The following is a 26,130-nucleotide window of genomic DNA, read 5'->3' as shown; positions in this document are numbered from 1 at the left end:
GATGGACTTGTTGCGGCGGAGGGGGCGGTCTATGTCAAGCGGATGGAGATCAGGTTCCCGTTCAAGCGAAAGCACCCCGTCGTTTCTGTTCTGCGATTGCAAGGTGTTATCGCCTCGCAAGCCCGCAGCGGTTCATCTTTGAATGACGCGACCCTCGCGCCGCTGATCGAGAAGGCCTTCACCAAAGGCAAGCCCTCTGCCGTAGCGCTGTCGATCAATTCGCCTGGCGGCAGTCCAGTCCAGTCCTCCTTGATCGCTGCGCGCATCCGCAGGATGGCAGAGGAAAAGAACATCCCCGTCATCGCCTTCGTGGAAGACGTGGCTGCATCCGGTGGCTATTGGCTGGCGACTGCAGCGGATGAGATTTTCGTCGATGGTTGTTCGATTGTCGGCTCCATAGGCGTGATCTCGGCGGGTTTCGGGGCGCACGAGTTCATCACCCGCCACGGCATCGAACGGCGCGTTCACACCGCCGGTAAGTCCAAGAGTATTCTGGACCCGTTCCGTCCGGAAAAGCCCGAAGATATCGAACGGCTGAACACAATCCTTGCTGACATGCACGACCGTTTCAAAGAGCAGGTTACGAAGCGGCGTGGAGCGAAACTGTCGAAGGCCGAAGAGTTGTTCGATGGCAGCTTCTGGCTCGGCGGCAAGGCGCTTGAGTTGGGGCTTGTGGACAGCGTCGGACATCTGCAACCGGTAATGAAAGAGCGATTCGGCGAAAAGATCCGCTTCAACCGCTTCGGTCCCAGAAAAGGGCTCTTGTCCAGATTCGGCGTTGGCCTTCTGCATGACGCAGCGGATGTGATCGAGGAACGTGCCAGCTTCGCGCGTTTCGGGCTGTAGATGATTGTCAAGATCGTTGTTCTGTTCCTTGTCGGCATCGCCGTGCTTGGATTCTTCGGCAAGTTGCGCGTGCCCTTTCTGAAGACCAACAAGAAATGTTCGCGCTGTGGGCGTCCGCGCATCGGCAGCGGTCCATGCCCGTGCCGAAAGACTAGGAGAAATTGATGGATTGGCTGATCGCCGGTGCGGGGCTGACGTTGCTCATCATTGCTGGAGATTTTCTGGTAAAGGGGGCTGTAAATCTAAGCCTTCGTCTTGGTATCCCAGCCATGATCGTCAGTTTGACGGTTGTGGCATTTGGCACATCCGCGCCCGAATTGTTGATCTCGATCGATGCCGTGCGCAAGAACCTTCCAGGGATTGCTCTGGGTAATGTTGTTGGGTCGAACACGGCAAACATCCTTTTGGTGCTCGGTATCCCGGCCATGTTGGCCGGGCTAAACACAGGACGATGCAACACACGCGAAAGCTATGTGACCATGGTGGTCGTGTCAGTGCTGTTTGTCGGGTTGTGCTTCACGGGCTCGCTGAACTGGATGACAGGCATCTTCATGCTGGTCATTTTCGCGTTCCTTCTTGGCAAGCAGATACATGATGCACGTGCGCACAGGCGTCAGGCCAAGATGCAGGGGGCGCCGGAAGGCGCGGATCCCGGCATGTCGTGGGGCAAGATTGCTCTCTTTATCGTTGTTGGCCTGATCGGTCTGCCGGTAGGTGCAGATCTCCTGGTGGAAAGTTCCGTCCGGATCGCGCGCAATTTCGGCATCAGTGAAACGGTGATTGGCCTGACGCTGGTTGCTGTCGGAACATCGCTGCCGGAACTGGCAACCACGGTAGCCGCTGCTTTCAGGCGCAACGCCGATGTTGCGCTCGGGAATGTGATCGGGTCGAATGTGTTCAATCTGATCGCTATACTCGGTATCGCCAGTCTGTTCGGAACCATCCCGGTACCGCCAGAATTCCTGAGAACAGATTTGTGGGTAATGCTTGGCAGCAGCTTGCTGTTGATCCCCTTTGTTTTCATGGGCTGGAACATGAAGCGGCTCGCAGGCATAGTTCTGACCGGCGCCTATATCGCCTATTTGTATATTCTGCTTGGATAGAAAGCCATGGCCCACCGTTTCGCGCTTGTGACCGGAGCAGCCCGTCGATTGGGGCGCGAAATGGCACTGACGCTTGCGCGGGAGGGCTGCGATGTTGCCGTGCACTACGCGTCGTCGGAAGAGGATGCGCAAGAGCTCGTTGCCGCAATCGAAGGGCTAGGGCGCCGCGCCATTGCCTTGAAGGCGGATTTGTTGAACGAGGAAGAGACACAGGTGCTGGTTGAGCGCGCATCGACGGCGCTCGGTGGGTCGCTTGATGTTCTGGTCAACAATGCTTCGATTTTTGAATACGACAACATTGAAACGGCCACGCGCCGGTCGTGGGACCGGCATTTCGAAAGCAATCTGCGTGCACCGTTCGTTTTGACGCAACAGTTCGCGCGGCAGGTGCCTGAGCCTCAGGCCGATTTGAATGGTGAGCCCGTTGCCAGCGGTCTGATCGTGCAGATGGTCGATCAGCGTGTGAACAAGCTGACGCCTGAATTCACAACCTACACGCTTGCGAAGGCGGGGCTCTGGACACTGACCCAAACAGCTGCACAGGCGCTTGCACCGCGCGTTCGCGTCAATGCGATCGGTCCGGGACCAACGATGCAGGGCGCACGACAGTCGCGCGCGCACTTCACCGCGCAGCGGGCTGCAACCATCCTTAATCGAGGCGCAAACCCGGAAGAGATTGCAGCGGCGCTGCGGTATTTTTTGTCCGCGAAGTCTGTGACCGGGCAACTTATTTGCGTCGATGGCGGACAGCACCTGGCATGGGAAACACCCGACATCATTGGGGTGGAATGAGCCGCTGATCCAAGTTGTGCACCTGTTCCGCGACGTTCACATACGTGTTACAGATTTGTTATGAATTTCAGTCGCTTATTTGACGTGCATATTTTTGTGCTTAAAAATCAGCGCCTTAGAAATGAGCACAAAAAATAGGCAGGACGACGAAAGCCCAACTATATATGCCGGAATCGCGGTAGCCCAGAAGATATTCCCAGATTTATCCACAGATTCCGTGCATATGTTTTTTCTTGAGATCGCGGGCAAAAGGTTGCAGCCGCAAGGAAGAATCAACAAATAGCCGCCATGACCAGTCCCGTTTCGGAAACACCGCCCCAAGGGTTTGCCTGTATCCAGAGCTATCTGAAGACGCTCGACAGCTCGCCGGGTGTCTATCGGATGCTGGATGCTCAGAATCGCGTGCTGTATGTGGGCAAGGCGCGGAACCTGAAGGCGCGGGTTTCAAGCTATGCGCGCCCCACCGGGCACACGCATCGTATTGCGCGAATGATTTCCGAAACCACGTCGATGATGTTTCTGACAACGCGGACGGAGACCGAAGCGTTGCTGCTGGAACAGAACCTCATTAAGCAGCTCAAGCCGCGCTACAACGTGCTGCTGCGCGATGACAAGAGCTTCCCGCATATCCTGATCGCCAAGCATCACGCCTATCCGCAAATCGTGAAGCATAGGGGCAAGAAGGCTGATAGGGGCAGCTATTTCGGGCCGTTTGCCAGTGCTGGCGCGGTTAACAGGACTCTGAACCAACTGCAGAAGGTGTTCCTGCTGAGGAACTGCTCGGATTCAGTGTTTGAAAGTCGCACCCGCCCCTGTCTGCAGTATCAGATCAAGCGGTGTTGTGCCCCCTGCGTGGATTACGTGTCAAAAGACGAATACGCCCAGCTTGTAACCGATGCGGAACGGTTCTTGTCGGGTCGATCAACAAACATTCAGGCGGAACTGGCCGAGCAGATGGAGGACGCCTCCAATGCGCTCGAATTTGAGCGTGCTGCCGCGCTGCGCGATCGCATCAAGGCTCTGACCCAAGTGCAGACGTCGCAGGGGATCAATCCGCGTGGTGTGGCTGAGGCTGATGTCGTTGCGCTCCATATGGATGGCGGTCAGGCTTGCGTTCAGGTTTTCTTCATTCGCGCCAATCAGAACTGGGGAAACCGCGACTACTACCCGCGTGTCAGCGGTGAGGTCAGCCATGCCGAAGTGTTGGAGGCGTTTCTCGGGCAGTTCTACGACGGCAAGCATCCTCCGCGTATGGTTCTGCTGTCGCATGCTATCGAAAATGACGACTTGATGGCGGACGCGCTGCGGCAGAAAGCGGGGCACAAGGTCGACATTCTGATGCCACAGCGGGGCGAGAAAGCTGAACTTGTGGCCGGTGCGCTGCGCAATGCCCGTGAAAGCCTTGCCCGAAAAATGTCCGAAGAGGCGACGCAGGGAAAATTGCTGGACGGGCTGGCCGAGGCATTCGATCTGGAGAAAGCACCCGAACGGATCGAGGTTTACGACAACTCACACATTCAGGGCACAAATGCGGTGGGTGGTATGATCGTTGCGGGGCGGGAAGGTTTTCTGAAGAACCAGTACCGCAAGTTCAACATTCGTGGCACCGATCTGACACCCGGTGACGACTTTGGCATGATGAAGGAGGTGCTCAGCCGTCGCTTCAAACGCCTCGTAAATGACGATCCGGACCGCGAAAAAGGAATCTGGCCGGACCTGTTGTTGATCGATGGCGGCGCAGGTCAGGTAAGCGCCGTAGCGGAGATCATGAGCGAATACGGTGTAGAAGACATTCCCATGATCGGTGTCGCGAAGGGTGTTGACCGCGATCACGGCAAAGAAGAATTCTATCGCGTCGGTAAGCGCCCGATGGCGCTGCGGCGAAACGATCCGGTGCTGTACTACATCCAGCGCTTGCGGGATGAAGCGCACCGTTATGCCATCGGTGCCCATCGTAGCAAGCGGGCGAAAGGTGTCGGGGCGAACCCGTTGGACGACGTGGCGGGCATAGGCGCGGCGAGAAAGCGGTCGTTACTGGCGCATTTCGGGTCAGCAAAGGCCGTCACACGCGCCAATCTGGCCGATCTGAAGGCCGTGGATGGTATTTCAGCGGGCTTGGCGGAGAAAATCTACAATCACTTCCATCACAGCGATTGACGTCCTTCGCTGGCCTTTGGAACTGAACAGTGCGACATTGATTGTAACCATTGCAAGCAGTCCACGTATGGCCGCCGGGGAAAGAGAATGCCGACAATTCCAAGATACGCGATACTATCCGCCTGTCTCTTTCTAACTGCCTGCATCGTCCCCGTTCCGATCATTGTGCCTGTCGACGCGCCAGACAATTGCAGTCGCCCCTTGGCCGCGACCAAGCAGATCGACCGATCAAAGCTGGCGGTGGATTACTACGAGCCCACGGCGAATGATGGTTTGAGCGCCGAAGAACGCCGGCTCTATGATCTGATCATGGATTACCGCCAATCCATCGGCTTGCCGACGATCCCCTTGTCGAAAAGCCTGACGCTGGTTGCGGGTCGGCATGCGGAAGATACGCAAAAGAACCTGATGCCGAGCGGTGGTCCCAAGCGTGGGACGAATTTCCACAGTTGGAGCGATATGGATTACTATCCCGATCACCGCAACGCCAAGCTGATGTGGCAGGCACCTCGGCGGCTGGGGACACCTTATTGCGGTAATGGCTACGAGATTTCAGCGTGGGGATACACGGATGTCGAGGGTGTGTTCCGGATGTGGGCCAGCTCGTCCACGCACCGGCAACTGATCGCGAACACGGACGGGTTTCGGTCGAAGAACTGGCAGGCCATCGGGGTCGGAATCGCTCGGGGTGGGCCCAACGGTGCGTCTGTCTATCACGTCTGGTTCGGCGAGCAGCGCGACCCGGCCGGCCGGCCCTAGGACATCCGGGCGCGGTTCACGCCCGGATGCAATCGAGATCACATGCCTTGCATCGCGTTGTCGAACGCCGTGTCGAGGTCGGTCGTCGGGACCGGCCGCTGATTGATGTCTTCGCGCGTGCCGTCTTCTGAAATCGCGTTGGGATCCTGATAGACATCCGGTGCAACGGTCGGTGCGGGCGGAGCATTGTATGGCTGCGATTGCAGATTTGGTCCTGCGCAAGCGGCCAGCAGAAGTGCGCCGCCAAGAAGCCAGATCCGGTTCATCATGTGAGAGACCTCCGTCATGTACTGTTTCGCGCCCGACGCTATCGGTGTGCGGGGGCGGCGGCAAGATGGCGCGTGAGGCGGTATCCGACCTAGGCCGGAAATGGCTGCCTCATTGCGTGAGCGATGACCTCGGCAACGCGATCGGCATTGTCCCTGGCGATTGCCCCGCCACGATGGCGGATGTTGTTTTCGAACCCCACGCGCAGTTTGCCGCCTGCGCGATGCGCGATTGTCAGGCAACGTGTTTCATTTACCCCGAAAGAGCAGACGCCCCAATCCGGTGCCATGCCCAGTTGGCTTGCCCGGATGACGAAGCGGCTAAGCTCGCTCTTGTTCCCAACCCGGCCCGTGTGACTTCCCAGCACGTAAAGCAGTTGCAGTGATTGGCTGTAGAAGCGTTTTTGCGGCAGCAGTTCCTTGAGCAGATCAAGTTCTGACGGCTCATACAGGCTGTGCTGGATGGCAATCCCACGTTCCGCACAGGTTTCATAGAATGCACGGGCAGCGCGGTCGTCATTATCCACCAGCATTTCGCGCAGTGGGACCATAACCAGTTTATGACCTACACCTAGGGCGACCGACATCTGGTGAACGGGGCCGTAGAGTCCGGCAGATTCAGTTGTTATCTGGATCTGGATTTCGGGAATCTTCAGGTGCAACTCTGCCAGGGCCTCGCGGTAAAGTCCGGTGTCGAGGAGGTGGCCACCACGTTCGCTTCGCAAATGTAGATGCAGGCCGTCCGCGCCTTCGGCGTGGCATGCTTGCGCTGTCGCGATAATCTCATCGAGTGAAATGGGCAGCGCAGGGTGATCCAGCTTCGAAAGTCTGGGACCGTTCGGCGCAATCATCAGCCGCGGCAGACTCGGTGTCGTCATGATCATTACCTCGATTGTTTTCAGGTTAACCGAAAGTCAATCGATCTGGCAACTGGCCAATTGCGGTGTGAGGTTGGGGCGCGCTGACAAAGACGCAACAGCCGCGTCGTGGACGTGTTACGGCCATTGCCAAGCGGTCGGTGTCGCGCCATCCTCGCCGATAACTAGGCGGCTGACGCGCGGCAAGACCAGAAGCAGGGATGGGCCAATGTTGAGCAGGGGGATATTCGGCGTGACTGTGTCGGCTGCGTTGTTCACGGCAACGGCGATCACGGCACAAACCTATTTCGTTGTCGGAACGGGTGGTGTGACAGGTGTCTACTATCCGACGGGCGGCGCGATCTGCAGGCTGGTCAACCGGACGTCGGATGAGACAGGCCTGAAATGCGCGGTGGAGCCGTCCAGCGGGTCGATTGCGAATATTCAGGCCATCCGCAGCGGCACCATGGAATTCGGCGTTGTTCAGTCCGACTGGCAATACCACGCGGTCGAAGGTGACTCGGTATTTCAGAATGACGGTCCGTTTTCTCAACTGCGTTCGGTTATGTCCTTGCATCCCGAACCGTTCACGGTACTGGCGCGCGCCGATGCGGATGCGTCGGTATTCGAGGATTTGAAGGGAAAGCGCGTCAACATCGGCAGCCCCGGGTCCGGGCAGAGAAACACCACGGAGATTCTTCTGGATGCCTTGGGTTGGACGACGGACGATTTCGGCACGGCGATAGAACGTCAGGCGGTCGAGCAGTCTGCGGTGCTCTGCGGGGACGTGATCGACGCAACGGTCTATGTGGTGGGGCACCCGTCGGGTGCTGTGCAAGAAGCCACGACAGCCTGTGACAGCCGTCTGGTCAGCGTCAGCGGTGAGGTGGTCGATGAACTGGTGGAGGCGTTCCCGTTCTACCGCGAGGCGGTCATTCCGGGCGGGTTGTATCGGGGGAATGCCGACGATGTGCCCACGTTCGGTGTTGGTGCTACGCTTGTGACATCGACGGATGTTCCGGTGCAGGTCGTTTACGATCTGACCAAGGCGATCTTCGACAATCTGGATGATTTCCGCATGCTGCACCCGGCGCTGGCCAACCTGTCCGAGACCGAAATGGTCGAAGCTGGCCTGTCTGCGCCGCTGCATGACGGTGCGTTGCGGTATTACCGCGAGCGTGGCTGGGTCCAATAGACACGCTGCCGCATTGACAGTGATGCAGTGCATCCGCGACAACGGGTCAGGCTACCGCAGGTGATCCATGTCCGTCAGAGAACTGTTCTACGCGCTGATGCTCACCGTGCTGATCGGGTGGTTGCTGTCGATCGGGCAGTCAATCATCCTGCCAGTCGTGATTGCCTTGATGCTGGCCTATGTGCTGTTTGGAGCGAGCGAGTCGCTGGCTCGCTGGCCGTTGTTCCGACTTTTGCCCTTCTGGATGCGCTATCTGATCGTGCTGGTGCTGATCGGGTTGGCGACCGTGTTTCTCGGGCTGGTTGCCATCGACAACTTGCGCAGCATCGCGGCGTCGGCTCCAACCTATCAGCAAAACGCGATCAAGCTGGTTGGCCAGGCAAGCGCAATGATCGGCCTGCAAGATGTGCCGACATGGGACACGTTGCGAGAGTTGACGGTGGACAGGATAGATATCGGGTCGGTGTCGCTGAACCTTTTGTCATCGGTGGCGAGCATCAGCGGTTATGTCGTCCTTGTGGCGACCTACGTGCTGTTCATCCTTTTGGAGAGGGGCACCTTCGGGCAGAAGCTCGCTATTATCCTGAGTGATGGGGAAGAACGGGGCGCAGCGCAGGCGATTTTCGTGCGGATCAACAGGCAGGTTGTCACCTACCTGTCGACCAAGACGATGATCAATGTACTGCTGGCAGTATTGTCCTACGTCATCATGCGCTTTGCAGATGTCGAATACGCGGTGTTCTGGGCGCTGATGATCGGGCTGCTCAATTACATCCCTTATGTTGGATCTTTCCTCGGCGTGGGGATCGTTGTCGTGTTTGTCCTGCTGCAAAGCGGGGCATGGCAACATGCTGGGTTGGCGCTGATCCTGCTGACGGCGGCGCAGGTCTATGTCGGCAATTGGGTGGAACCGCGCCTGATGAGCCGGTCTTTGAACCTCAGCCCGCTGGTGGTCTTGCTGTCCTTGGTGGTCTGGTCAAACCTTTGGGGCGTCTTGGGGGCGATCATTGCGGTGCCTATGACGTCGATCGTCATAATCATACTCGCGGCGTTTCCCCGGTCGCGTTTCGTGCCGGTGCTGCTGTCGCGCAACGGCGAAATCTGAGGTCTAGAAATCCACCTTCACCTTGGGCAGGTTCAGCTCATTGATCAGGTCGCGCACTTCTTGCCGCGCGGCGATGTTGGAGATGCTGAGGCTGGTGACGCCGACATCGCGCAGATCGAGCAGTGTCAGGCCGCGCGGGAACAGTTCACGAAACACGACTCGTTCGGAAAAGCCGGGTGCGACTCGAAAACCGATGCGTTTCGACAAGTCGGTCAGGGCAACACCGACCTTCTTCTTGTTGTGCATGACCTGGCTGCCCATACGGTTGCGCAGGACGATCCAGTCGATGGGTTTCAACCCGGCTTGCGCGCGCAGTTGGCGCGAGTTCCAGACCATTTCCGAATAGATGGACGGGCCGGTGATCTTCCCGGTTTCAGGATCGTGCCGGGCCAGAAGATCGAAGTCGACAAAGCTGTCGTTCAGCGGGGTGATCAGCGTATCGGCAAGCGAATGAGCAACCTGGCTCAGCCTTGTGTGCGATCCGGGGCAGTCGATGATCAGAAAGTCGTGGCGGTCTTCCAGCGCGGTTACGGCCGCGTCCAGCCGCAGGTCATAGATGTTCTGCCCTTCGGGGACGTCTTCCGGTTCGATCCTGGGCAGCGGCAGGTATTCGGGCATCGGCAGTTTCAGAACCTCGCGGTCGCAATATGCCTGCCGGTTTTCGATGTAGCGCCCGAAGCTGCGTTGCCGAAGATCCAGATCCAGTGCGCCGACCGAATGGCCCATTCGCGCAAGCGCGGTGGCCACATGCATCGAGGTTGTCGATTTACCGGAGCCACCCTTTTCGTTTCCGACAACAACGATATGCGCCACGGGCAGCTCCCTGATCAAACAGATGGTTCACGCGTTCTGACATATCCTTCGCGCGGGTCGTTCGGGAAGGGAAGGCGGATTGAACGCGGAGGTGCTGTTTATCGTCTTGTGTTGACGTGAAGCAACCCGGTTCGGGATGTAGCGCACTCAAACGAAAAACGCCGCCCGTAAGGGGCGGCGTCTGTCTCGATCGTCGGTAAGGTGCTTAGAAGCCCAGACCGGCGTATTTGTTCTTGAACTTGGATACGCGACCACCGGTGTCCATCAGACGAGCGTTACCGCCGGTCCATGCCGGGTGCGAGCTGGGGTCGATGTCCAGCGATAGTTGGTCGCCTTCCGAGCCATAGGTCGATTTCATCTGGATGACGGTGCCATCTGTCAGTTTGACGTCGATGATGTGGTATTCGGGATGGGTATCTTTTTTCATCTCGTCGTTCCTCAGGCCTTGGCTGCGGCCGCATCGGCCTTGGGCTTGTAGTTGGTCTGTTCCGCGATACGAGCGGATTTGCCGCGACGCGAACGCAGGTAGTACAGCTTCGCACGGCGCACGCGGCCGCGGCGCACGACTTCGATGCTGTCGATATTCGTCGAGTAGAGGGGGAATACACGTTCCACGCCCTCACCGAAGGAGATTTTGCGAACCGTGAACGATCCGGCTATGCCTTCGCCGTTCTTGCGGCTGATGCAGACGCCTTCATAGGCCTGCACACGGGTGCGCGTGCCTTCGGTCACTTTGTAGCCGACACGGATGGTGTCACCGGCTTTGAAATCGGGAATGGTTTTCCCAAGCTCAGCGATTTGCTCAGCTTCCAGTTTTGCGATTAGGTCCATCGCTTTGATCCTTGCTTCTGGCGTGGTTTGTCCACGACGTGATGCACCCTCAGAGCTCTTGGTCTCCGTCCGGGTCCCTACCGTGTGTTTCACAGTAAGCCCGCCAGAGGTCAGGGCGACGTTCCTTGGTCAGCCTTTCGGCCTGTTCCTGGCGCCAGTCGGCGATTTTCGCGTGGTGGCCTGACAGGAGAATGTCAGGAACCTTGCGGCCGTCCCAGTCGACAGGTTTCGTGTATTGGGGATGTTCAAGCAATCCCGTCGAGAAAGATTCTTCCTCGATCGAGGCCTGATTCCCAAGCACGCGGGGTATAAGCCGAACTGTCGCGTCAATCAAGGCCTGAGCGGCGATCTCGCCGCCTGTCAAGACGAAATCACCCAACGACACTTCTTCGATGCCGAAGGTTTCGATCACTCGTTCGTCGACACCCTCGAACCGGCCACAGAGCAGCGTCATGCCCTGCGCGCGCGAAAACCGGCGCGCCATGGCCTGGTTGAAGGGTTTGCCGCGTGGCGACAGGTAGACCACGGGCCACACCGCACGGCTTTGCGGGGTGCCGCGTGCGGCTTGCATCAGCGCCTTCGCCAGCACATCAGGGCGCAGGACCATGCCTGCACCGCCGCCGACGGGCGTGTCGTCGACGTTGCGATGCTTGCCTTCGCCGAAGGGGCGCAGGTCGATGGTTTCGAGATTCCACAGCCCTTCATCCAGCGCCTTGCCGGTCAGCGACGCGCCAAGGACGCCCGGGAAGACCTCAGGGAACAGTGTGATGATCCTGGCTTTCCAAGCGCCCGCGATGTCGGGGCGGTCCGTCATCAGCTCGCGCGGCTGAAGCGTCGGGCGAATGGTTTTCCGCCCGTGCGATTTGGCGGCGTCGCTCATGCGGCACCTGTTGTCAGGCGAGGACAATCACACCGAGCAGTACGAGAAGGAACAGCACCAGCACCAGCCCGATCAGAAACTTGGCCCCTGTCATCGCGACGCCGGACAGCCGTCCGAACCCCAGCAGAGAGGCCACGGCGGCAATGACGAGAAGTATGAGAATGAGTTCCAGCATGGTTGTCCCTTTCATCCTTCAACAAGATCGAAAAGGAAACGCCGCCGCCCGTGCTTCGTTCCGTGTTCATTGCTTGGGCTCGGGGATCAACCCGTCCGGGGGATCGGCAATGATGCGTCCGGCGGTCAGGTCAACGGTGGGAACCGCTTCTCGTGTGAAGGGCAGCAGAACCGTGTCCTTCCAGCCCTTGCCGAAGATTTCCAGAAGGTCGCCTGCGCCATGGTCGTGGATCGCGCGGACCTTGCCCAGTAAGGTGCCGCCGGTATCGAAGACGTCCAGCCCGATCAGGTCGGCATGGTAGAATTCGTCATCGGGCAGGGCGGGCAGGCGGTCGCGCGGGGCGAACAGCTTGGTGCCGCGCAGTTTGTCAGCCTGCTCCTTGTTGGAAATGCCTCCGAGTCTGGCTGCGAGACCGTTCTTGATCTGGCCTGTGACCTTGATGCTGTAGCTGTGGGCACCGTCTTCCGTGGTGAGCGGGCCGTAATCCCCGATTGCTTCAGGGTCGGCTGTAAAGCTTTTGAGGCGCACTTCGCCGCGAACGCCATAAGCCCCCGCGATTGCGCCGACACATACCTTGTCGCCCATCAGTTCGCCCCCGAGCAGAAGCCACGTGCGTCATAGGACCCGCCATAATCGAGGCATCGGTCCACTTGCTTGATGCGTTCATATTCCGCGCCGGCCCAAAGACCGCCACAGAAAAGCATGGCCCAGATCACCAAGCGGATCATGCGGCCATGCCTTTGGCAGGACACGCCCCGACCCGTGCCAGAACCACGTCCCCGCGGGGCGCGGCGGAGTTCCGGGGCAGGGCGCGTCCGTCAAGCACGGCGTGCTTATTCCTCAGCAGCGGCTTCTTCAGCCGGAGCGTTTGCAGCTTCTTCAGCGGCGCGGGCTTTTTCTGCTTTCTCTTCAGCACGTTCCTGGGCCTTCTTGCCCGGTACGGCTCTCTTCGGGTTGCTGCGTTCTTTTTTGTCAATGACGCCAGCGGCTTCCAGCATGCGGCTGATGCGGTCGGACGGCTGTGCGCCCTGGTCCAGCCAATGCTTCACGCGGTCGATGTCCATCTTGACGCGGTCTTCGCTGTCTTTGGGCAGAAGCGGGTTGTAGGTGCCCAGACGTTCGATGTAGCGACCGTCGCGGGGCATGCGGCTGTCAGCGGCAACGATGCGGTAGAAGGGGCGCTTCTTGGAGCCGCCGCGGGCGAGACGAAGTTTCATAGCCATTGTGATTTCTCCTGTAACTGGCTGTGCGATCGGGCAAAAAGCCCTTTCATTTCTGATGTTTGTTGTGGTGTCGGATCACTTCGTCGATGACGAAGCTGAGAAACTTCTTTGCGAATTCGGGATCTAGATCAGCCTTCTGGGCGAGATCTTCGAGCCGTTCGATCTGTTGGGCTTCACGGGCTGGATCGGAAGGTGGAAGGTCGTGTTCGGCCTTCAAACGACCTACGGCCTGCGTGTGCTTGAACCGTTCGGCCAGCGTGAAAACGAGGATCGCATCGAGCCGGTCGATGCTTTCGCGATGGGTCTTCAGAAGCTCTGCGGCGCGGGAAACTACGTCCATGACGGCCTCCGGTTTCGGGTATTCCGGTTGTGCACAGACTGTACACCGGGCGTACACCGATCATGCACCGACGCACGCAGATAGATGGGCAGCGAATGACGGCTGACCATGCAGTATTCGAAGAGATCACCGATGATCTGCATCATTTCTTCTTACCGAATCCGCTCAGGCCCGGAGGCAGTGCCGCGCCGCCACCCATGCCGGGGAAGCCGCCGGGCATGCCGCCCATCGACCCCATCTGTTTCTGAGCCGCGGCGATGTCGGCCTGGCTGGGGCCGTCTTTGCCCATCAGCCCAGCCATCTTCTTCATCATGCCGCCTTTGCCCATCTTGCCCATCTTCTTCATGACGTCTGCCATCTGGCGGTGCATCTTGAGAAGCTTGTTCAACTCTGACACTTCCATGCCCGCACCTGCGGCGATGCGCTTCTTGCGGCTAGCCTGAAGCACTTGCGGGTTGGCACGCTCTTTCTTGGTCATGGACTGGATCAACGCGATCTGGCGGCGCAGGACGGTGTCGTCCATGCCGGACTGTTCCAGTTGCTTGGACATCTTGCCCATGCCCGGCATCATCCCCATGACGCCTTCCATGCCGCCCATCTTGAGCATCTGTTCCAGCTGGCCGCGCAGGTCGTTCATGTTGAACTGACCTTTCTGGAAGCGCTTCATCATGCGCTCGGCCTGTTCGGCCTCCAGCGTTTGCTGGGCTTTCTCGACAAGGCTGACGATGTCGCCCATGCCAAGGATGCGGCCCGCGATCCGGGACGGGTGGAATTCTTCCAGCGCGTCCATCTTTTCGCCAAGGCCCACGAACTTGATGGGCTTGCCGGTGATCGCGCGCATCGACAGGGCGGCGCCGCCACGACCGTCACCATCCATACGGGTCAGAACGACGCCCGAAACACCGACCTTTTCGTCGAATTCCTTGGCGACGTTCACCGCGTCCTGACCTGTCAGGCCATCGACCACGAGCATGGTTTCACGCGGGTTGGCCACGTCGCGGACGGCCTGGACTTCGTTCATCAGCACTTCGTCGATGTGGAGGCGGCCAGCGGTGTCGAGCATATAGACGTCATAGCCGCCCATCGTCGCCTGCTGCTTGGCACGCTTGGCGATGTCCACGGCGCTTTGGCCCTTGATGATCGGCAGGGTGTCGACGCCGATCTGTGTGCCGAGGATCGCAAGCTGTTCCATCGCCGCCGGGCGGTTGGTGTCCAGCGATGCCATCAGCACGCGCTTGCCTTCGCGGTCCGACAGGCGCTTGGCGAGCTTGGCGGTGGTCGTCGTCTTGCCCGAACCCTGCAGACCGACCATCAGGATCGGCGCGGGCGGGTTGTCGATTTTCAGCTCGCCGGGATCTTCATCGTCGCCTGCCAGTACATGAACCAGTTCGTCATGGACGATCTTGACGACCTGCTGGCCCGGCGTGACGGATTTGGTGACGGCCTGTCCGGTGGCCTTTTTCTCGATGGCCTTGATGAAGTCGCGGGCGACAGGCAGGGAAACGTCGGCCTCCAGCAGTGCCACGCGGACCTCGCGCATCGCGGTTTTGACGTCATCTTCCGACAGCGCGCCTTGCTTGGTCAGGCGGTCAAAGACGCCGCCGAGGCGTTCGGACAGATTTTCGAACATATATCTGTGCCTCCTAAGGCGGTTACTGTTGTCCCCTAGGTAGGGGCCGATGACATCGACGCCAAGCGCCATAGCGGTGCCGCATCCACGGGCGCAACGCGCTGGTGGATGGCGATCCCGCAAATAAGACGGGACCGGAAGCGTGGAACTTCCGGGGATTTGGCGTTCAGATGGGTGAAAAGGGCGACAGAGTCAAGCCCAATTGGTATCTACATGAAAGAGGGCGCCGCAAAGGGCACCCCCAGACAGGATTTACCTACCAAGCGTCAAGCCTATTGCAGGAGTGTGACGGCTTCCTGTTCGACACCTGCTTCATCCAGAACTTTCTGAACGGCATCTTCGTCGTTATCGTCAATGGCACTGTTCAACTCGACGAGTTGGGCCAGAGTGAAGTTCTGCGGTTCAACACCCGCTTCCTGAGCGAGTTGCGCTTTGCCGACATTATAGTCCTGACCGTAGACGACTGCGATCTGTTGGCGGCTTTCCGGGGTGACACCTTGTATCACCTGTTCCGCAGCCAGGTCGGAATTGTTTTCTTCCAGAATGCGCGTGACCGTTTCCGAGTCGTTCATGCTCACCGCCTGGTCCAGTTCGACCAACTCGCTGAGCGTGAAGTTCGCACCGTCAACGCCAAGAATTTCAGCAATCTGGGCTTTGCCAGACATTTCCTGTGCCGCAACCATGGTGGGAAGGGCCGTAGCGGTGATGGCGGTAGCGAGTACGATCTTACGTAGCATGTCGATCTCCTTTTCTGTGTCAGCCCATGCGGGCTTCGGGGAGACAACAAGGGGGCGGAGCGGATGTTCCTGATGCCGCAATCACGCATGCGTGAGAGAAAAGAGGGCGTTTCCAGCTTCGTGGTCTGTGCGGTTGGAGCCTTGCAATCGACGCTGAGCCTGGGATGCGCGGAGCCTTTCGAGGCGCGCCTTGTCCAGCTTGGTCGGCGCGCCGGTTTCGTCGAAGGGCTCTTTGAAATCGAACGCCGTGGGGGTCGCGCCATGATCATGCAGATGTTCGTGCCGCCTGACCCCTTCGGCCCAGGTCGGATAGTCTTGGTCCAAGTGCCACCACATTGCGAGCGGCGGCCATGATGGTTTTTGAAACCATTCCCGCCCGCGCTTGAGCGCGACTGCATGAAGTCCGAAATAGGTGAAGGAGAACAGTGCCTCCATGTCAGTCCAAAGCGAAAGCGTTGCAGGCGACCACCCGTCGCCTTTTTCTTGGTAGAATCTTGGATATACCTCTGGTCCCCAGGGTTTCGGCCCGGGGTCCGACGCATAGCCAGATCGGGCAATCAGCCCTTCGGCCTTGTCGACCAGTTCGAAAATCGGATCGTTGAGGTCGTAAAAGCCGGCATTCACCGGATCTTCCGCAGGCTTCGCGAACATACCAAATGTGTACAGGGCCAGCGGCATATCGCATCTCACGAATGTCTGAACATGGTCGAGACATAGCAGGCCCCTTGGCCCATCGCCAAGGGTGAAACGGGTCACCACGATTTGCGCTGATCAGCCCCCCCTGCAATAAAAGGCGCGTCCGAAGACGCGCCTTTGGGAGCAACTTGCCAGGGTATTTTATACCGTGATCAGCGCAGGATCGTCGTTGCCGGAGCGTTTACGCCAGCGTCCTGGAAGATTGCGCGAACGGTGGTCGCGTCGTTTTCCTTGACCGCGTCATTGAGCCGAACCAGTTGCGACAGGGAGAAGTCGGCAGGGTTCACACCAAGCTGCGCGGCCAATTGTGCGCGACCGGCGGATACTTGTTCCGAAGCGCCATAAGCCGCGCGCGTCGCGGTGCCGTTATCCGCAGTTTTGACCAGTTGTTCTGCGGTGAACAGGTCTCCGTCGGGGCCCCGAGCGGCGCTGAGTTCGACCAGTTCGGCAGTCGAGAGCGAGCCGGGCTGGACGCCTTCGATGCGGGACAGCATTTGGTCCCCTTGGGAAACAGCTTGCGCGACGGCCGGCAGGGCGATCGTGGTGGCGAGAGCGGCGATTACGACTTTCTTAAGCATGTCGTGTCCTTCCATTTATGTGCCGGAGGGAGACCGGCAAATCAGAACCAAACGGTTCAGTTCATATTTATTCCGTAGTAGCAGACATTCAACCCCAAACTGAACGGTTCGGTTCAAAAAGGATTGGCAACGCTTTGCTGCTTCGGTGATGCTGAAATAATACTTGCTCGGCTGAACAAAATATGCCCAAACGCAGGGGTAATTGTTCATTGGCGCACATCAAAAAAATGTCACAAGGAAGCTGGGACGAGATCAGAACCGCCTATCAGGTCGCACGGCTGGGAACGGTGTCGGGCGCGGCTGACGTGTTGGGCGTACATCACGCGACGGTGATCCGACACATCGACGCGTTGGAAGGACAGCTTGGAACCAAGCTGTTCCAGCGGCATGCGCGGGGATATACGCCAACGGAAGCGGGGCGGGATCTGTTGCAGGTGGCGCAGACGACCGATGAGCAGTTCTCGCAACTGGCCGGCCGCCTGAAGGGGCGCGGCGAGCATGTCGAAGGCGAGTTGGTCATCACGACGCTGGCGGGGTTCGCGCCGATGCTGGCGCCGGTGCTGGCGCGGTTGCAGCTCGATAATCCCGATCTGACGATCCGTTATCTTACCGATGATCGCGTGTTCCGGCTGGAGTATGGCGAGGCGCATGTTGCTATTCGGGCCGGATCCGCGCCGTCAGAGCCGGACAATGTGGTGCAGAAGTTTTTTACAGAACGCTTCACGCTGTTTGCGTCGCATGAGTATCTGGACAAAAATGGCATGCCCGATCTGACCGGTGATCTGAACGGCCACAGATTCATCGGGCCGGAAGACAATATTCGGCGCGCGCCGTTTTTCCGGTGGATCGACGAAGCCGTGCCGGAAGCGACGCTGGTGTTCCGTACCAGTGACATGCGTGCGATGAAATACGCAATGTTGGGCGGTGTGGGCATCGGCTTCTGTTCCATGTGGGAAGGACGTCAACATCCGGAGCTTGAACAGATTTGCCTGCCGCGCGAGGAGTGGCAGGTTCAGATGTGGCTGGTGACACATGTGGATCTGCATCGGACGGCGAAGGTTCAGGCGGCACTGAACCATTTGAAGACAGAAGCGCGGCGCTGGACACAGCTTCGGCAGGAGGACGAGACCCGTCAGGGCATACATTCATCGTCGGAGGGGTGAAGTCCCTCGGTTTGCAGGAACCGCTCGAACGCGTCGAAATTTACCGGCTCGAACTGGCCGAACCCCTGCATCCAGACAGAGGCGTCACGCAGGGCCTCCGGTTCCAGCTTGCACCATTTGACGCGTCCGCGCTTTTCTTGGCTGATCAGGCCCGCGCGTGTGAGAATGGCGAGGTGCTTGGAAATGGCGGCCAAAGACATCTCGAACGGTTCCGCCACATCCGTCACGGCCATATCGTCTTCGAGCAACATCGCGAGGATGGCGCGCCGGGTGGGGTCGGCGAGGGCCGCGAATACATGGTCGAGATTGTTGCTCATCCATCGGCGATACGCATGCGGAACGACCATCGTCAACCGAAAGGTTGAATATGGATTTTCGCTGCGTGTGGCGCCGCGCCGCAGCGTTTGCCGTTTGGAAATTTGGAAAACATATATTTATCAGGCGCTTGTCGGCTTCCGGAATCGTTCGAAGCGCGTTGACTCGGATCATCCCTGTGCATAATGTCCGCCGCGAACCTCCAGAGGGGGCTTGATGGCACAACAACGCGACGACGATCGGCTCAAACAGCTTGAACAGAAGCTGGCGAAGCATCGCAAGGCGCAAGGCGGCGGCAAGCTTCATCAAGAGGAAGGCTATTCTCAGGCGCAGATTGCCTGGCGGATGGTCATCGAATTGGTGGCCGGTCTGGGGATCGGCTTCGGCATCGGATACGGGCTGGACTATCTGTTCGGCACATCGCCCGTCTTCCTGGTGCTGTTCATATTTTTGGGCTTCGCGGCCGGTGTCAAAACGATGATTGGCACGGCCAAGGAAGTCGAGGTGAAGCGACCCGGGGGCGAGCCCCCGAGCGAGGACGAGAGGGAATAGACGTGGCGACGGAAGAAGGCGGTCTTGCTTTTCACCCGATGGATCAGTTCGTGGTCAAGCCGCTTTTCGGCGGGGCCGAGGTGCATTGGTACACGCCCACCAACGCGACGCTTTGGATGGCGCTGGGCGTTCTGGGTGTAGCCCTGATGCTGGTTGTCGGCACCCGTGGCCGCGCCACAATTCCCGGACGTGCGCAATCCGTCGCAGAACTGGCTTACGGCTTCGTCTACAAGATGGTTGAAGACATCGCCGGCAAGGATGCGGTGAAATACTTCCCCTACATCATGACGTTGTTCATGTTCATCGTGTTCTCGAACATGCTGGGCCTGATCCCGATGGCGTTTACGCCGACCTCGCATATCGCGGTCACGGGTGTTCTGGCGCTCGCAGTGTTCTTCGGCGTAACGATCCTGGGCTTTGTTCTGCACGGTACGAAATTCCTGGGCCTGTTCTGGGTGACGTCCGCGCCGCTGGCGATCCGGCCTGTCCTGGCGATAATCGAACTGATTTCCTACTTCGTGCGTCCTGTCAGCCATTCCATTCGTCTTGCCGGTAACATGATGGCCGGTCACGCGGTGGTCAAAGTTTTCGCAGCATTCGCAGCAATCGCGGTTGTCTCGCCCGTATCGATCCTTGCCATCACAGCGATCTACGGGCTGGAACTGCTGGTGGCCTTCATCCAGGCCTATGTGTTCACCATTCTGACCTGTGTTTATCTTAAAGATGCGCTGCATCCGAACCACTAAGTCAGACACTCTTTCTAGCCAAATTCCAACGTAAGGAGATACGACAATGGAAGGCGATATCGCAGAACTCGGCAAACACATCGGTGTTGGTCTTACCGCTATCGGTATGGGCGGTGCAGCTATCGGTGTGGGCAATGTTGCAGGCAACTTCCTGTCCGGCGCACTGCGCAACCCGTCCGCTGCCGCTTCGCAGACCGCGACGCTCTTCATCGGCATGGCGTTTGCAGAAGCACTGGGGATCTTCTCGTTCCTCGTCGCTCTGCTGCTGATGTTCGCCGTATAATCCGACCGGGACATCCTTACGACCGGGCGATCCGCGCAAGCGGGTCTGCCCGGGTAGGTTTTCAGGTTCCAGGAGGATTTCATGGCCGATACATCCCACAGCGCTGCGGCGCAGGGCTTGGCCGACGCCACGGGCGTCGAGGGCGGGCATGCTGGCGAGGCCACGGGTCTTCCGCAGCTGGACTTCTCGCATTTTCCCAACCAGATCTTCTGGTTGATTGTCGCGCTTGCCGCGATCTATTTCATTCTGTCGCGCGTGGCGCTGCCCCGGATTGCCACGGTTCTGGCCGAACGTCAGGGAAGCATCACCAACGACATCGCCGCAGCCGAAGAGCTGAAGCAAAAAGCGCAGGATGCCGAAGCCGCCTATGAAAAGGCGCTGGCCGACGCGCGTGCGGAAGCACAGCGGATCGCGGGCGAAACCCGTGACGAGATCAAGGCCGATCTGGACGAGGCAATCGCCAGGGCCGATGCCGAGATCGCCGCACGTTCGGCTGAATCGGAAAAGCGGATCGGTGAAATCCGTGCGAGCGCCGAAGAAAGCGTCGAGGCTGTCGCCAAGGACGTTGCTGTAGCAGTCGTGGCCGCTTTGGGTGGCAAGGCGGATGCGGCGGCTGTCGAAGGTGCTGTCGATGCACGGTTGAAAGGATAAGACCATGAGAATTCTCAGCCTTATCTTCGCAGCAGGGTTCGCGACACCGGCGCTGGCCGCAAGCGGTCCGTTCTTTTCGCTGGGCAACACTGACTTCGTCGTTTTGCTGGCATTTCTGGTGTTTGTCGGCATCCTTGTCTATTTCAAGGTGCCATCGCTGATTGCATCGAAGCTGGACGAACGTTCTGCGACGATCCGCAGCGAGCTGGACGAAGCCCGCGCGCTGCGCGAAGAAGCGCAAAGCCTGCTGGCGTCGTACGAGCGCAAGCACAAGGAAGTGCAGGGTCAGGCCGACCGGATCGTCGACACCGCCCGCAAGGAGGCCGTCGCGGCGGCCGAGCAGGCTAAGAAGGATCTGGAAGTGTCGATACAGCGTCGTCTGGCCGCTGCTGACGATCAGATTGCCTCGGCCGAGGCTGCCGCGGTCAAGAGTGTACGTGACCGCGCGGTTGCGATTGCCGTTGCCGCCGCCGGTGACGCGATTGGGACGGGTATGAGCAAGACCGACGCAAATGCGTTGATCGACGACTCGATCCAGAAAATCGGTGAAAAGTTGCACTAAGCCAAGCTGCTGTTGCAGATCTTATTGCAAGGCCCGTCGTGTCGAACGGCGGGCCTTTCCTTTTGGTCAAGGCAGCTATTGACATGTTGGCCGTCTGGAACGTATCAGATCGCCAAGTGTATCGGTTGATTAGGTGTTTCATGGCCGTTCTTAAGCGTATTACTGGTTTTGTACTCGGTGGCCTGTGTCTTATCGGTGCCTCCACTGCTTCGGCTGCTGTTATCGGTTTTGATGACCTGTCCGGGACAGGTGTCTACGAGACGGGCGATTTCGTGTTTTCCAATGCCAAGGGCACGAACGGGAATTGCCCTGGCGGTGTTGGACCCTGCCTGCATTATTCCAATCCGCAATCCACGACACTGGAGCGTATTGACGGCGGCACGTTTTCGCTGGAATCGCTGGCGTTCAGATTTCAGGGCAATGGCACCGGGAATCTGCTGACAGTTTTCGATACGAATAACATCACGAACAAGTTCGATTTCGGGCCGCTGAACGGGTATGTGAAAAACACCGATTATCAAGTGGCGTTCGGAAGCAGCTTTGCCAATGTGCTGTCGATCACGATTGCCACCTTTGCAGGCGGTAATGTTCGCATTGATGATCTGGGTCTCCGGGATGACGTCGGGACCACCACACCGGTGCCGGTTCCTGCTGCGGGCATTGTCTTGCTAACCGGCCTGGGTGCTCTGGGTATGGTACGGCGCCGTCGCAAAACCACCTGAACGTCAGAGGGATCTGCTGTCGCGCTCATGATCGAGACGCGCCTTTGCGGTGCGTTCGTTGTCCTCGGCGCGACGTTGTTCCAGCAGGGATCGTTCTACATAGTCCAGATGTTTTTCGATCGCCGCGCGAGCCTGTTCCGCGTCACGGCGCTGTAGGGACGTGTTGATCTTGCGGTGTTGCGCGAGCAGGTCGTCGCGGGTTGTCCGCTGGCGGAACATGGTCTGCCGGTTGTAGAGTACCCCTTCGCGCAGCAGGTCGAACATCGAGCGCATCATGTGCAGCATGATGATGTTATGGCTGGCTTCGACGATGGACATGTGAAATTCGGCGTCGAGGCGGGCATCATCTTCGGGGCCGCGCCTGGTGCCGTCTTCCATGCGCGTGAAGATGGTGTTGACGACAGCCAGATCGGTGTCGGACCCCAAACGAGCCGCGCGCTCGATGGCGAGGCCTTCCATGTCGCGGCGAAAAGCGATGTAGTCGAATACGGCGGCGTCATGGCTGCCGATGAGTTGCACCAGCGCGGGCGAAAAGGCGGACCCCAGTACATCGGCCACGTAGATGCCCGACCCGGCCCTGCTGGTCAGCAGGCCACGGGTTTGCAGATCGGCGATGGCGTCTCGCAGGCTTGGGCGGGAAACCCCCATCCGCTCGGCCAGTTCACGTTCAGATGGCAGGCGTTCGCCGGGGCGCAGGATGCCGCGCAGAATCAGATCCTCGATCTGGCGCGTGACGGCTTGCGACAGCTTTTCGGGGGTGATTTTCTGGAAGGTCATGTTCTGCTCCGCCTGACTGGTCAAATATTATGACCAATCAGGCGGGCAGGCAAGTTAGGCGCCGGAGGTCGGGCGGATCACAACCTCGACCCGGCGGTTCTGCGCACGACCGGCAGAGGTGTCGTTGGTGGCAACGGGGGCGTCTTCGCCGCGGCCGGTCGCGGTGACACGGCTGTTGGAAACACCGGAGTTCACGAGAATCGAAGCGACCGATCCCGCGCGACGGTTCGACAGATCATAGTTATAGGACGCGGTGCCTGTGCTGTCGGTGTGACCGACGATGGTGACATCCGTGTTCGGATACTGGTTCAGGTTCTGCGCGAGCGAAACCAGTTCATTGCGCTGATCGGCACGAACCGATGCGCTGTCGGTCGCGAACAGGATGTCCTGCGGAAAGTTCACGAGAAGCTGGTTGCCCTGGTTGGTCACGGTGATGCCGTCGCCCAGATCGCGGCGCAGTTCAGCTGCCTGGCGATCAAGTTGCGCACCGATCAGGCCGCCCAACGCGGCGCCCGCTGCTGCGGCTGCGGTGTTTTCCTTGCCACCGCCGCCGGACGCGCCGGAGATCGCTGCGCCAACAGCCGCGCCCATCAGGGCGCCGGAGGTGGTGTTGCGGTTGTCGGGGGAGGATACGCCGCCGGGCTGACATGCCGCCAGAAGCGCCGCGGACACAACGGAGAGGGTGGAAACTTTTACAAGCTGCATTGATCGCCTCGTTCGATTTTTTATCGTCGCACTATCTGGCATAGAACGCGAAAGTGACAATCAAGTTTCAGTCATCGGCGAAATTTCGCAGGTCGGTCAGGCAACTTCGTTCCGGGCGGCCTCCCATGCCAGCATGGCGCGCTTGACGGGCAGGCCCCAGTGGTATCCGCCAAGCCCGCCGGATTTCCGCAACGCACGATGGCAGGGGATCAGCCAGCTTATCGGGTTGCGGCCAACAGCGGTGCCCACGGCGCGGACGGCCTTGGGATTGCCGATGGCTTGGGCGATGTCGGAGTATGTCGTGATGCGGCCTTCGGGGATGTGCAGAAGCGCTTCCCACACCTTGATCTGGAAGGGTGCCCCGATCAGGTGCAGATCCGTGCGGCCCCCGCTGAAGGCCGCTCGGATCAGGGGTTCGACCGCGTCGGGGGCCTCTAGGTAATCGGCGGCGGGCCAGCGTGCGGACATGTCGGCGAAGGCGTCGTCCCGTCCGGTCAGGTCGGTGAAGGCCAGACCGCACAACCCTTTGTCCGTGGCCATGGCGAGGACGGGGCCGAAGGGGCTGTCGGCATAGCCGTAGCGGATCTCCAGCCCGTGACCGCGTTTGGCGTAATCGCCGGGGCTCATCGCTTCCCAGCGGATGAACAGATCGTGCAGGCGACCCGATCCCGAAAGGCCGAGTTCATGCGCCGTTGTCAGTGTGGGTGTGTTTTTTGCCAGCAGCGATTTGGCGTGATCGAGCGTCAGATATTGCTGGTAGCGTTTGGGCGACACGCCCACCCACCCGGAAAACACACGCTGGAAATGCGCGGGCGACATGTGAAGCTGTGCCGCCAGCGCGTCTAAAGACAGCGGCGTTGCGCCTGCCTCGTCTATCAGCTTTATCGCGCGGGCGATTGTCTGATAGTGGTAAGCGCCGGTAAGCGCGTCGAATTGGGTATGGGAAGCAGGTTGTGTCATGGCAAGGAAGATAGGGACGAAAACGATCGGCGGCGACCCGAAACTTGCGAAAGCGAAACCTTTGCCGCAGGCGGGCTATCATCGGATGCGTGAGGCGTTCCGGCGACTTGAGGAAACCAACCCCAACCCCGAAGGCGAGTTGCACCACACCAATGCCTATACGCTGGTTGTCGCGGTGGCGCTGTCGGCGCAGGCGACAGATGCTGGGGTGAACCGCGCGACGAAGGATCTGTTCAAGATCGCCGACACACCCCAGAAGATGCTGGATCTGGGTGAAGAGGGCCTGATCGAGCATATCAAGACCATAGGGCTTTTTCGCAACAAGGCCAAGAACGTCATCAAGCTGAGCCGCATACTGGTCGATGAGTATGGCGGCGAGGTGCCCTCGTCCCGTGCGGCGCTGCAATCGCTGCCCGGTGTGGGGCGCAAGACCGCCAACGTGGTGCTGAACATGTGGTGGAAATTTCCGGCACAGGCGGTGGATACCCATATCTTCCGCCTTGGGAACCGGTCGGGGTTGGCCGTTGGCAAGGATGTGGAGGCGGTGGAACGTGCCATTGAAGACAATGTCCCCGCCGAGTATCAGCAACACGCCCATCACTGGATGATCCTGCACGGGCGTTACATCTGCGTGGCGCGAAAGCCCAAATGCCCCGTGTGCCCCATCCGCGACCTATGCGCCTATGAGGAGAAAACCCTTGGATAAGAAATACAAGGTTGTCGGCATCGGCAACGCCATCGTCGATGTTCTGGCGCAGGAAGATGACAGCTTCCTGGAGCATATGGGCATCGAGAAGGGCATCATGCAGCTGGTCGAGCGTGACCGCGCAGAGGTGCTTTATGGCGCGATGGACAACCGCAAGCAGGCGCCCGGCGGATCAGTGGCGAACACGCTGGCGGGACTTGGACGGTTGGGCTTTTCCACGGCCTTCATCGGGCGGGTACATGACGACGCGCTGGGGCGATTCTATGCCGATGCGATGGCCGAAGACGGCACGGATTTCGTCAACGCGCCGGTGCCGGGGGGCGAATTGCCGACCTCGCGCAGCATGATTTTCGTCTCGCCCGATGGTGAGCGATCGATGAACACGTATTTGGGCATTTCCGCGGAACTTGGCCCCGATGACGTGTCCGAGGATGTGGCCGCGCAGGCGGAGATCCTGTTCCTTGAGGGGTATCTGTACGACAAGCCAAAGGGCAAAGACGCGTTCGAGCGGGCCGCAAAAGTCTGCCAGGACGCGGGCGGCAAGGCCGGGATTGCGCTGTCCGATCCGTTCTGCGTGGATCGGCATCGTGACGGGTTCAAGTATCTGGTCGAGGACCGGATGGATTACGTCATCGGCAACGCCGATGAGTGGATGTCGTTGTATCAGACCGACGATCTGAACGCGGCTCTGGACCGGGCCGCCAAATCCTGCCCGCTGGTGGTGTGTACGCATTCAGGCGAGCCGGTGAGGCTGATCGCTGGTGATACGCGCGTCGAGATTCCGGTGACACGGGTCGTGCCCGTCGATGCGACGGGGGCTGGCGACCAGTTCGCGGCGGGTTTCCTGTTCGGGTACGGACAGCGGTTGGATCTGGCTGTGTGCGGCGAGATGGGCGTGATCGCGGCGGCGGAGGTGATTTCGCATGTCGGCCCGCGTCCGCAGACCAACATCCTTGCGAGCTATCGCGCGCGCGGTCTGGCCTGATTTGCTTGACAGCGCCGGGT

The 26,130-nt window shown here is 59.3% G+C and carries 35 protein-coding genes; 16 read left to right on the top strand and 19 right to left on the bottom strand.

All coding sequences use genetic code 11. The annotated features are described in order from the left end of the window. Positions 1-42: 42 nt before the first annotated feature. The 5 genes from FPZ52_RS09100 (at position 43) to FPZ52_RS09080 (ending at position 5,657) form a co-directional block, all read left to right on the top strand. Positions 43-846, top strand: a complete 804-nt coding sequence (locus tag FPZ52_RS09100) for a S49 family peptidase (RefSeq protein ID WP_146365724.1) — start codon at positions 43-45, stop codon at positions 844-846. Positions 847-1,010: 164 nt separating this feature from the next. Next, entirely contained in the window at positions 1,011-1,949 is a 939-nt protein-coding gene (locus tag FPZ52_RS09095) for a calcium/sodium antiporter (RefSeq protein ID WP_146365138.1), read from the top strand. A gap of 6 nt (positions 1,950-1,955) precedes the next feature. Further along, positions 1,956-2,741: an SDR family oxidoreductase gene (locus tag FPZ52_RS09090; RefSeq protein WP_146365137.1), complete on the top strand. Its 786-nt coding sequence runs from the start codon at positions 1,956-1,958 to the stop codon at positions 2,739-2,741. 288 nt (positions 2,742-3,029) lie between these two features. Then, on the top strand, positions 3,030-4,898 hold the full coding sequence (gene uvrC / locus FPZ52_RS09085; protein WP_146365136.1) for an excinuclease ABC subunit UvrC: 1,869 nt from the start codon (positions 3,030-3,032) through the stop codon (positions 4,896-4,898). A gap of 87 nt (positions 4,899-4,985) precedes the next feature. Continuing rightward, positions 4,986-5,657 carry a CAP domain-containing protein gene (locus FPZ52_RS09080; protein WP_146365135.1) on the top strand — a complete coding sequence of 224 codons (672 nt, stop codon included), beginning with the start codon at positions 4,986-4,988 and terminating at the stop codon, positions 5,655-5,657. A gap of 38 nt (positions 5,658-5,695) precedes the next feature. Here the strand turns inward: FPZ52_RS09080 and FPZ52_RS09075 are convergent, their stop codons facing one another. Continuing rightward, positions 5,696-5,926 (bottom strand): hypothetical protein, encoded by a 231-nt coding sequence (locus tag FPZ52_RS09075; protein ID WP_168201295.1) that lies wholly within the window; start codon positions 5,924-5,926, stop codon positions 5,696-5,698. Between the two features lie 89 nt (positions 5,927-6,015). Next, on the bottom strand, positions 6,016-6,801 hold the full coding sequence (locus FPZ52_RS09070; protein ID WP_146365133.1) for a 3-keto-5-aminohexanoate cleavage protein: 786 nt from the start codon (positions 6,799-6,801) through the stop codon (positions 6,016-6,018). Between the two features lie 208 nt (positions 6,802-7,009). Here FPZ52_RS09070 and FPZ52_RS09065 point away from each other — a divergent pair, with 208 nt between their 5' ends. Both FPZ52_RS09065 and FPZ52_RS09060 read left to right on the top strand, forming a co-directional pair. Continuing rightward, on the top strand, positions 7,010-7,975 hold the full coding sequence (locus tag FPZ52_RS09065) for a TAXI family TRAP transporter solute-binding subunit (RefSeq protein ID WP_146365132.1): 966 nt from the start codon (positions 7,010-7,012) through the stop codon (positions 7,973-7,975). A 67-nt stretch (positions 7,976-8,042) separates the two neighbouring features. Then, a complete protein-coding gene (locus FPZ52_RS09060) occupies positions 8,043-9,080 on the top strand; it encodes an AI-2E family transporter (RefSeq protein WP_146365131.1) in 1,038 nt (345 codons plus the stop codon). Between the two features lie 3 nt (positions 9,081-9,083). Here the strand turns inward: FPZ52_RS09060 and FPZ52_RS09055 are convergent, their stop codons facing one another. The 13 genes from FPZ52_RS09055 to FPZ52_RS09000 all read right to left on the bottom strand — a co-directional run bounded on the left by FPZ52_RS09055 (position 9,084) and on the right by FPZ52_RS09000 (position 16,983). Next, positions 9,084-9,893: a division plane positioning ATPase MipZ gene (locus tag FPZ52_RS09055; protein ID WP_146365130.1), complete on the bottom strand. Its 810-nt coding sequence runs from the start codon at positions 9,891-9,893 to the stop codon at positions 9,084-9,086. Between the two features lie 205 nt (positions 9,894-10,098). Further along, positions 10,099-10,320 carry a 50S ribosomal protein L31 gene (gene rpmE / locus FPZ52_RS09050; RefSeq protein ID WP_146365129.1) on the bottom strand — a complete coding sequence of 74 codons (222 nt, stop codon included), beginning with the start codon at positions 10,318-10,320 and terminating at the stop codon, positions 10,099-10,101. A gap of 11 nt (positions 10,321-10,331) precedes the next feature. Next, positions 10,332-10,724 carry a 50S ribosomal protein L19 gene (rplS, locus tag FPZ52_RS09045; RefSeq protein ID WP_146365128.1) on the bottom strand — a complete coding sequence of 131 codons (393 nt, stop codon included), beginning with the start codon at positions 10,722-10,724 and terminating at the stop codon, positions 10,332-10,334. A 49-nt stretch (positions 10,725-10,773) separates the two neighbouring features. Further along, positions 10,774-11,604 (bottom strand): tRNA (guanosine(37)-N1)-methyltransferase TrmD, encoded by an 831-nt coding sequence (gene trmD, locus FPZ52_RS09040; protein WP_146365127.1) that lies wholly within the window; start codon positions 11,602-11,604, stop codon positions 10,774-10,776. A gap of 13 nt (positions 11,605-11,617) precedes the next feature. Further along, positions 11,618-11,779 carry a DUF1328 family protein gene (locus tag FPZ52_RS09035; protein ID WP_146365126.1) on the bottom strand — a complete coding sequence of 54 codons (162 nt, stop codon included), beginning with the start codon at positions 11,777-11,779 and terminating at the stop codon, positions 11,618-11,620. Between the two features lie 66 nt (positions 11,780-11,845). After that, a complete protein-coding gene (gene rimM / locus FPZ52_RS09030; RefSeq protein WP_146365125.1) occupies positions 11,846-12,364 on the bottom strand; it encodes a ribosome maturation factor RimM in 519 nt (172 codons plus the stop codon). Beyond that, complete coding sequence (locus tag FPZ52_RS18905; RefSeq protein ID WP_168201294.1) at positions 12,364-12,507, bottom strand: hypothetical protein; 144 nt, start codon at positions 12,505-12,507, stop codon at positions 12,364-12,366. Before FPZ52_RS18905 ends, rimM begins: the two co-directional genes overlap by 1 nt. Before the next feature lie 105 nt (positions 12,508-12,612). After that, positions 12,613-13,002, bottom strand: a complete 390-nt coding sequence (gene rpsP / locus FPZ52_RS09025) for a 30S ribosomal protein S16 (protein WP_146365124.1) — start codon at positions 13,000-13,002, stop codon at positions 12,613-12,615. Positions 13,003-13,048: 46 nt separating this feature from the next. Continuing rightward, the gene (locus FPZ52_RS09020; RefSeq protein WP_146365123.1) at positions 13,049-13,342 is read right to left on the bottom strand and encodes a chorismate mutase; all 294 of its coding nucleotides are present in this window, start codon (positions 13,340-13,342) and stop codon (positions 13,049-13,051) included. A gap of 142 nt (positions 13,343-13,484) precedes the next feature. Then, positions 13,485-14,972, bottom strand: a complete 1,488-nt coding sequence (gene ffh, locus FPZ52_RS09015; RefSeq protein WP_146365122.1) for a signal recognition particle protein — start codon at positions 14,970-14,972, stop codon at positions 13,485-13,487. Positions 14,973-15,244: 272 nt separating this feature from the next. Then, entirely contained in the window at positions 15,245-15,709 is a 465-nt protein-coding gene (locus FPZ52_RS09010; RefSeq protein ID WP_146365121.1) for a hypothetical protein, read from the bottom strand. Between the two features lie 81 nt (positions 15,710-15,790). After that, complete coding sequence (locus FPZ52_RS09005) at positions 15,791-16,387, bottom strand: DUF3291 domain-containing protein (protein ID WP_146365120.1); 597 nt, start codon at positions 16,385-16,387, stop codon at positions 15,791-15,793. A 170-nt stretch (positions 16,388-16,557) separates the two neighbouring features. Next, positions 16,558-16,983, bottom strand: a complete 426-nt coding sequence (locus FPZ52_RS09000; protein WP_146365119.1) for a hypothetical protein — start codon at positions 16,981-16,983, stop codon at positions 16,558-16,560. Positions 16,984-17,210: 227 nt separating this feature from the next. Here FPZ52_RS09000 and FPZ52_RS08995 point away from each other — a divergent pair, with 227 nt between their 5' ends. Then, positions 17,211-18,146 (top strand): LysR family transcriptional regulator, encoded by a 936-nt coding sequence (locus tag FPZ52_RS08995; protein ID WP_146365118.1) that lies wholly within the window; start codon positions 17,211-17,213, stop codon positions 18,144-18,146. On the opposite strand, the gene FPZ52_RS08990 is transcribed toward FPZ52_RS08995, so the two are convergent. Continuing rightward, on the bottom strand, positions 18,116-18,463 hold the full coding sequence (locus FPZ52_RS08990; protein WP_146365117.1) for an ArsR/SmtB family transcription factor: 348 nt from the start codon (positions 18,461-18,463) through the stop codon (positions 18,116-18,118). The two genes, FPZ52_RS08995 and FPZ52_RS08990, sit on opposite strands and share 31 nt — an antisense overlap. 214 nt (positions 18,464-18,677) lie before the next feature. Between FPZ52_RS08990 and FPZ52_RS08985 the strand changes: the two genes are divergently transcribed. The 6 genes from FPZ52_RS08985 to FPZ52_RS08960 all read left to right on the top strand — a co-directional run bounded on the left by FPZ52_RS08985 (position 18,678) and on the right by FPZ52_RS08960 (position 21,977). Continuing rightward, positions 18,678-19,013 (top strand): AtpZ/AtpI family protein, encoded by a 336-nt coding sequence (locus FPZ52_RS08985; protein ID WP_146365116.1) that lies wholly within the window; start codon positions 18,678-18,680, stop codon positions 19,011-19,013. A gap of 38 nt (positions 19,014-19,051) precedes the next feature. Further along, the gene (locus tag FPZ52_RS08980) at positions 19,052-19,759 is read left to right on the top strand and encodes a F0F1 ATP synthase subunit A (RefSeq protein ID WP_146365723.1); all 708 of its coding nucleotides are present in this window, start codon (positions 19,052-19,054) and stop codon (positions 19,757-19,759) included. Between the two features lie 46 nt (positions 19,760-19,805). Next, positions 19,806-20,042 (top strand): F0F1 ATP synthase subunit C, encoded by a 237-nt coding sequence (locus FPZ52_RS08975; RefSeq protein WP_146365115.1) that lies wholly within the window; start codon positions 19,806-19,808, stop codon positions 20,040-20,042. Positions 20,043-20,123: 81 nt separating this feature from the next. After that, a complete protein-coding gene (locus FPZ52_RS08970) occupies positions 20,124-20,693 on the top strand; it encodes a F0F1 ATP synthase subunit B' (RefSeq protein ID WP_146365114.1) in 570 nt (189 codons plus the stop codon). A gap of 4 nt (positions 20,694-20,697) precedes the next feature. Next, entirely contained in the window at positions 20,698-21,255 is a 558-nt protein-coding gene (locus tag FPZ52_RS08965; protein ID WP_146365113.1) for a F0F1 ATP synthase subunit B, read from the top strand. A gap of 140 nt (positions 21,256-21,395) precedes the next feature. Continuing rightward, positions 21,396-21,977 carry a VPLPA-CTERM sorting domain-containing protein gene (locus tag FPZ52_RS08960; RefSeq protein WP_168201293.1) on the top strand — a complete coding sequence of 194 codons (582 nt, stop codon included), beginning with the start codon at positions 21,396-21,398 and terminating at the stop codon, positions 21,975-21,977. 3 nt (positions 21,978-21,980) lie between these two features. On the opposite strand, the gene FPZ52_RS08955 is transcribed toward FPZ52_RS08960, so the two are convergent. From FPZ52_RS08955 to FPZ52_RS08945, 3 genes are all read right to left on the bottom strand, one after another. Further along, positions 21,981-22,754 carry a FadR/GntR family transcriptional regulator gene (locus FPZ52_RS08955; protein WP_146365111.1) on the bottom strand — a complete coding sequence of 258 codons (774 nt, stop codon included), beginning with the start codon at positions 22,752-22,754 and terminating at the stop codon, positions 21,981-21,983. A 54-nt stretch (positions 22,755-22,808) separates the two neighbouring features. Beyond that, on the bottom strand, positions 22,809-23,459 hold the full coding sequence (locus FPZ52_RS08950) for a YiaD family glycine zipper/OmpA-like lipoprotein (RefSeq protein WP_146365110.1): 651 nt from the start codon (positions 23,457-23,459) through the stop codon (positions 22,809-22,811). 96 nt (positions 23,460-23,555) lie between these two features. Beyond that, complete coding sequence (locus FPZ52_RS08945) at positions 23,556-24,419, bottom strand: methylated-DNA--[protein]-cysteine S-methyltransferase (RefSeq protein ID WP_146365109.1); 864 nt, start codon at positions 24,417-24,419, stop codon at positions 23,556-23,558. An 85-nt stretch (positions 24,420-24,504) separates the two neighbouring features. Between FPZ52_RS08945 and nth the strand changes: the two genes are divergently transcribed. Both nth and FPZ52_RS08935 read left to right on the top strand, forming a co-directional pair. Further along, complete coding sequence (gene nth / locus FPZ52_RS08940; protein ID WP_146365722.1) at positions 24,505-25,125, top strand: endonuclease III; 621 nt, start codon at positions 24,505-24,507, stop codon at positions 25,123-25,125. After that, a complete protein-coding gene (locus tag FPZ52_RS08935) occupies positions 25,118-26,110 on the top strand; it encodes an adenosine kinase (protein ID WP_240804333.1) in 993 nt (330 codons plus the stop codon). The genes nth and FPZ52_RS08935 overlap by 8 nt, the downstream gene beginning before the upstream one ends. Positions 26,111-26,130 lie beyond the last annotated feature (20 nt).

Origin of the sequence: Qingshengfaniella alkalisoli, from assembly GCF_007855645.1 — a bacterium.
Lineage (GTDB): Bacteria > Pseudomonadota > Alphaproteobacteria > Rhodobacterales > Rhodobacteraceae > Qingshengfaniella > Qingshengfaniella alkalisoli.
Note: the sequence above shows the minus strand (reverse complement) of the source record. Positions and strands in the feature narration are given on the sequence as shown.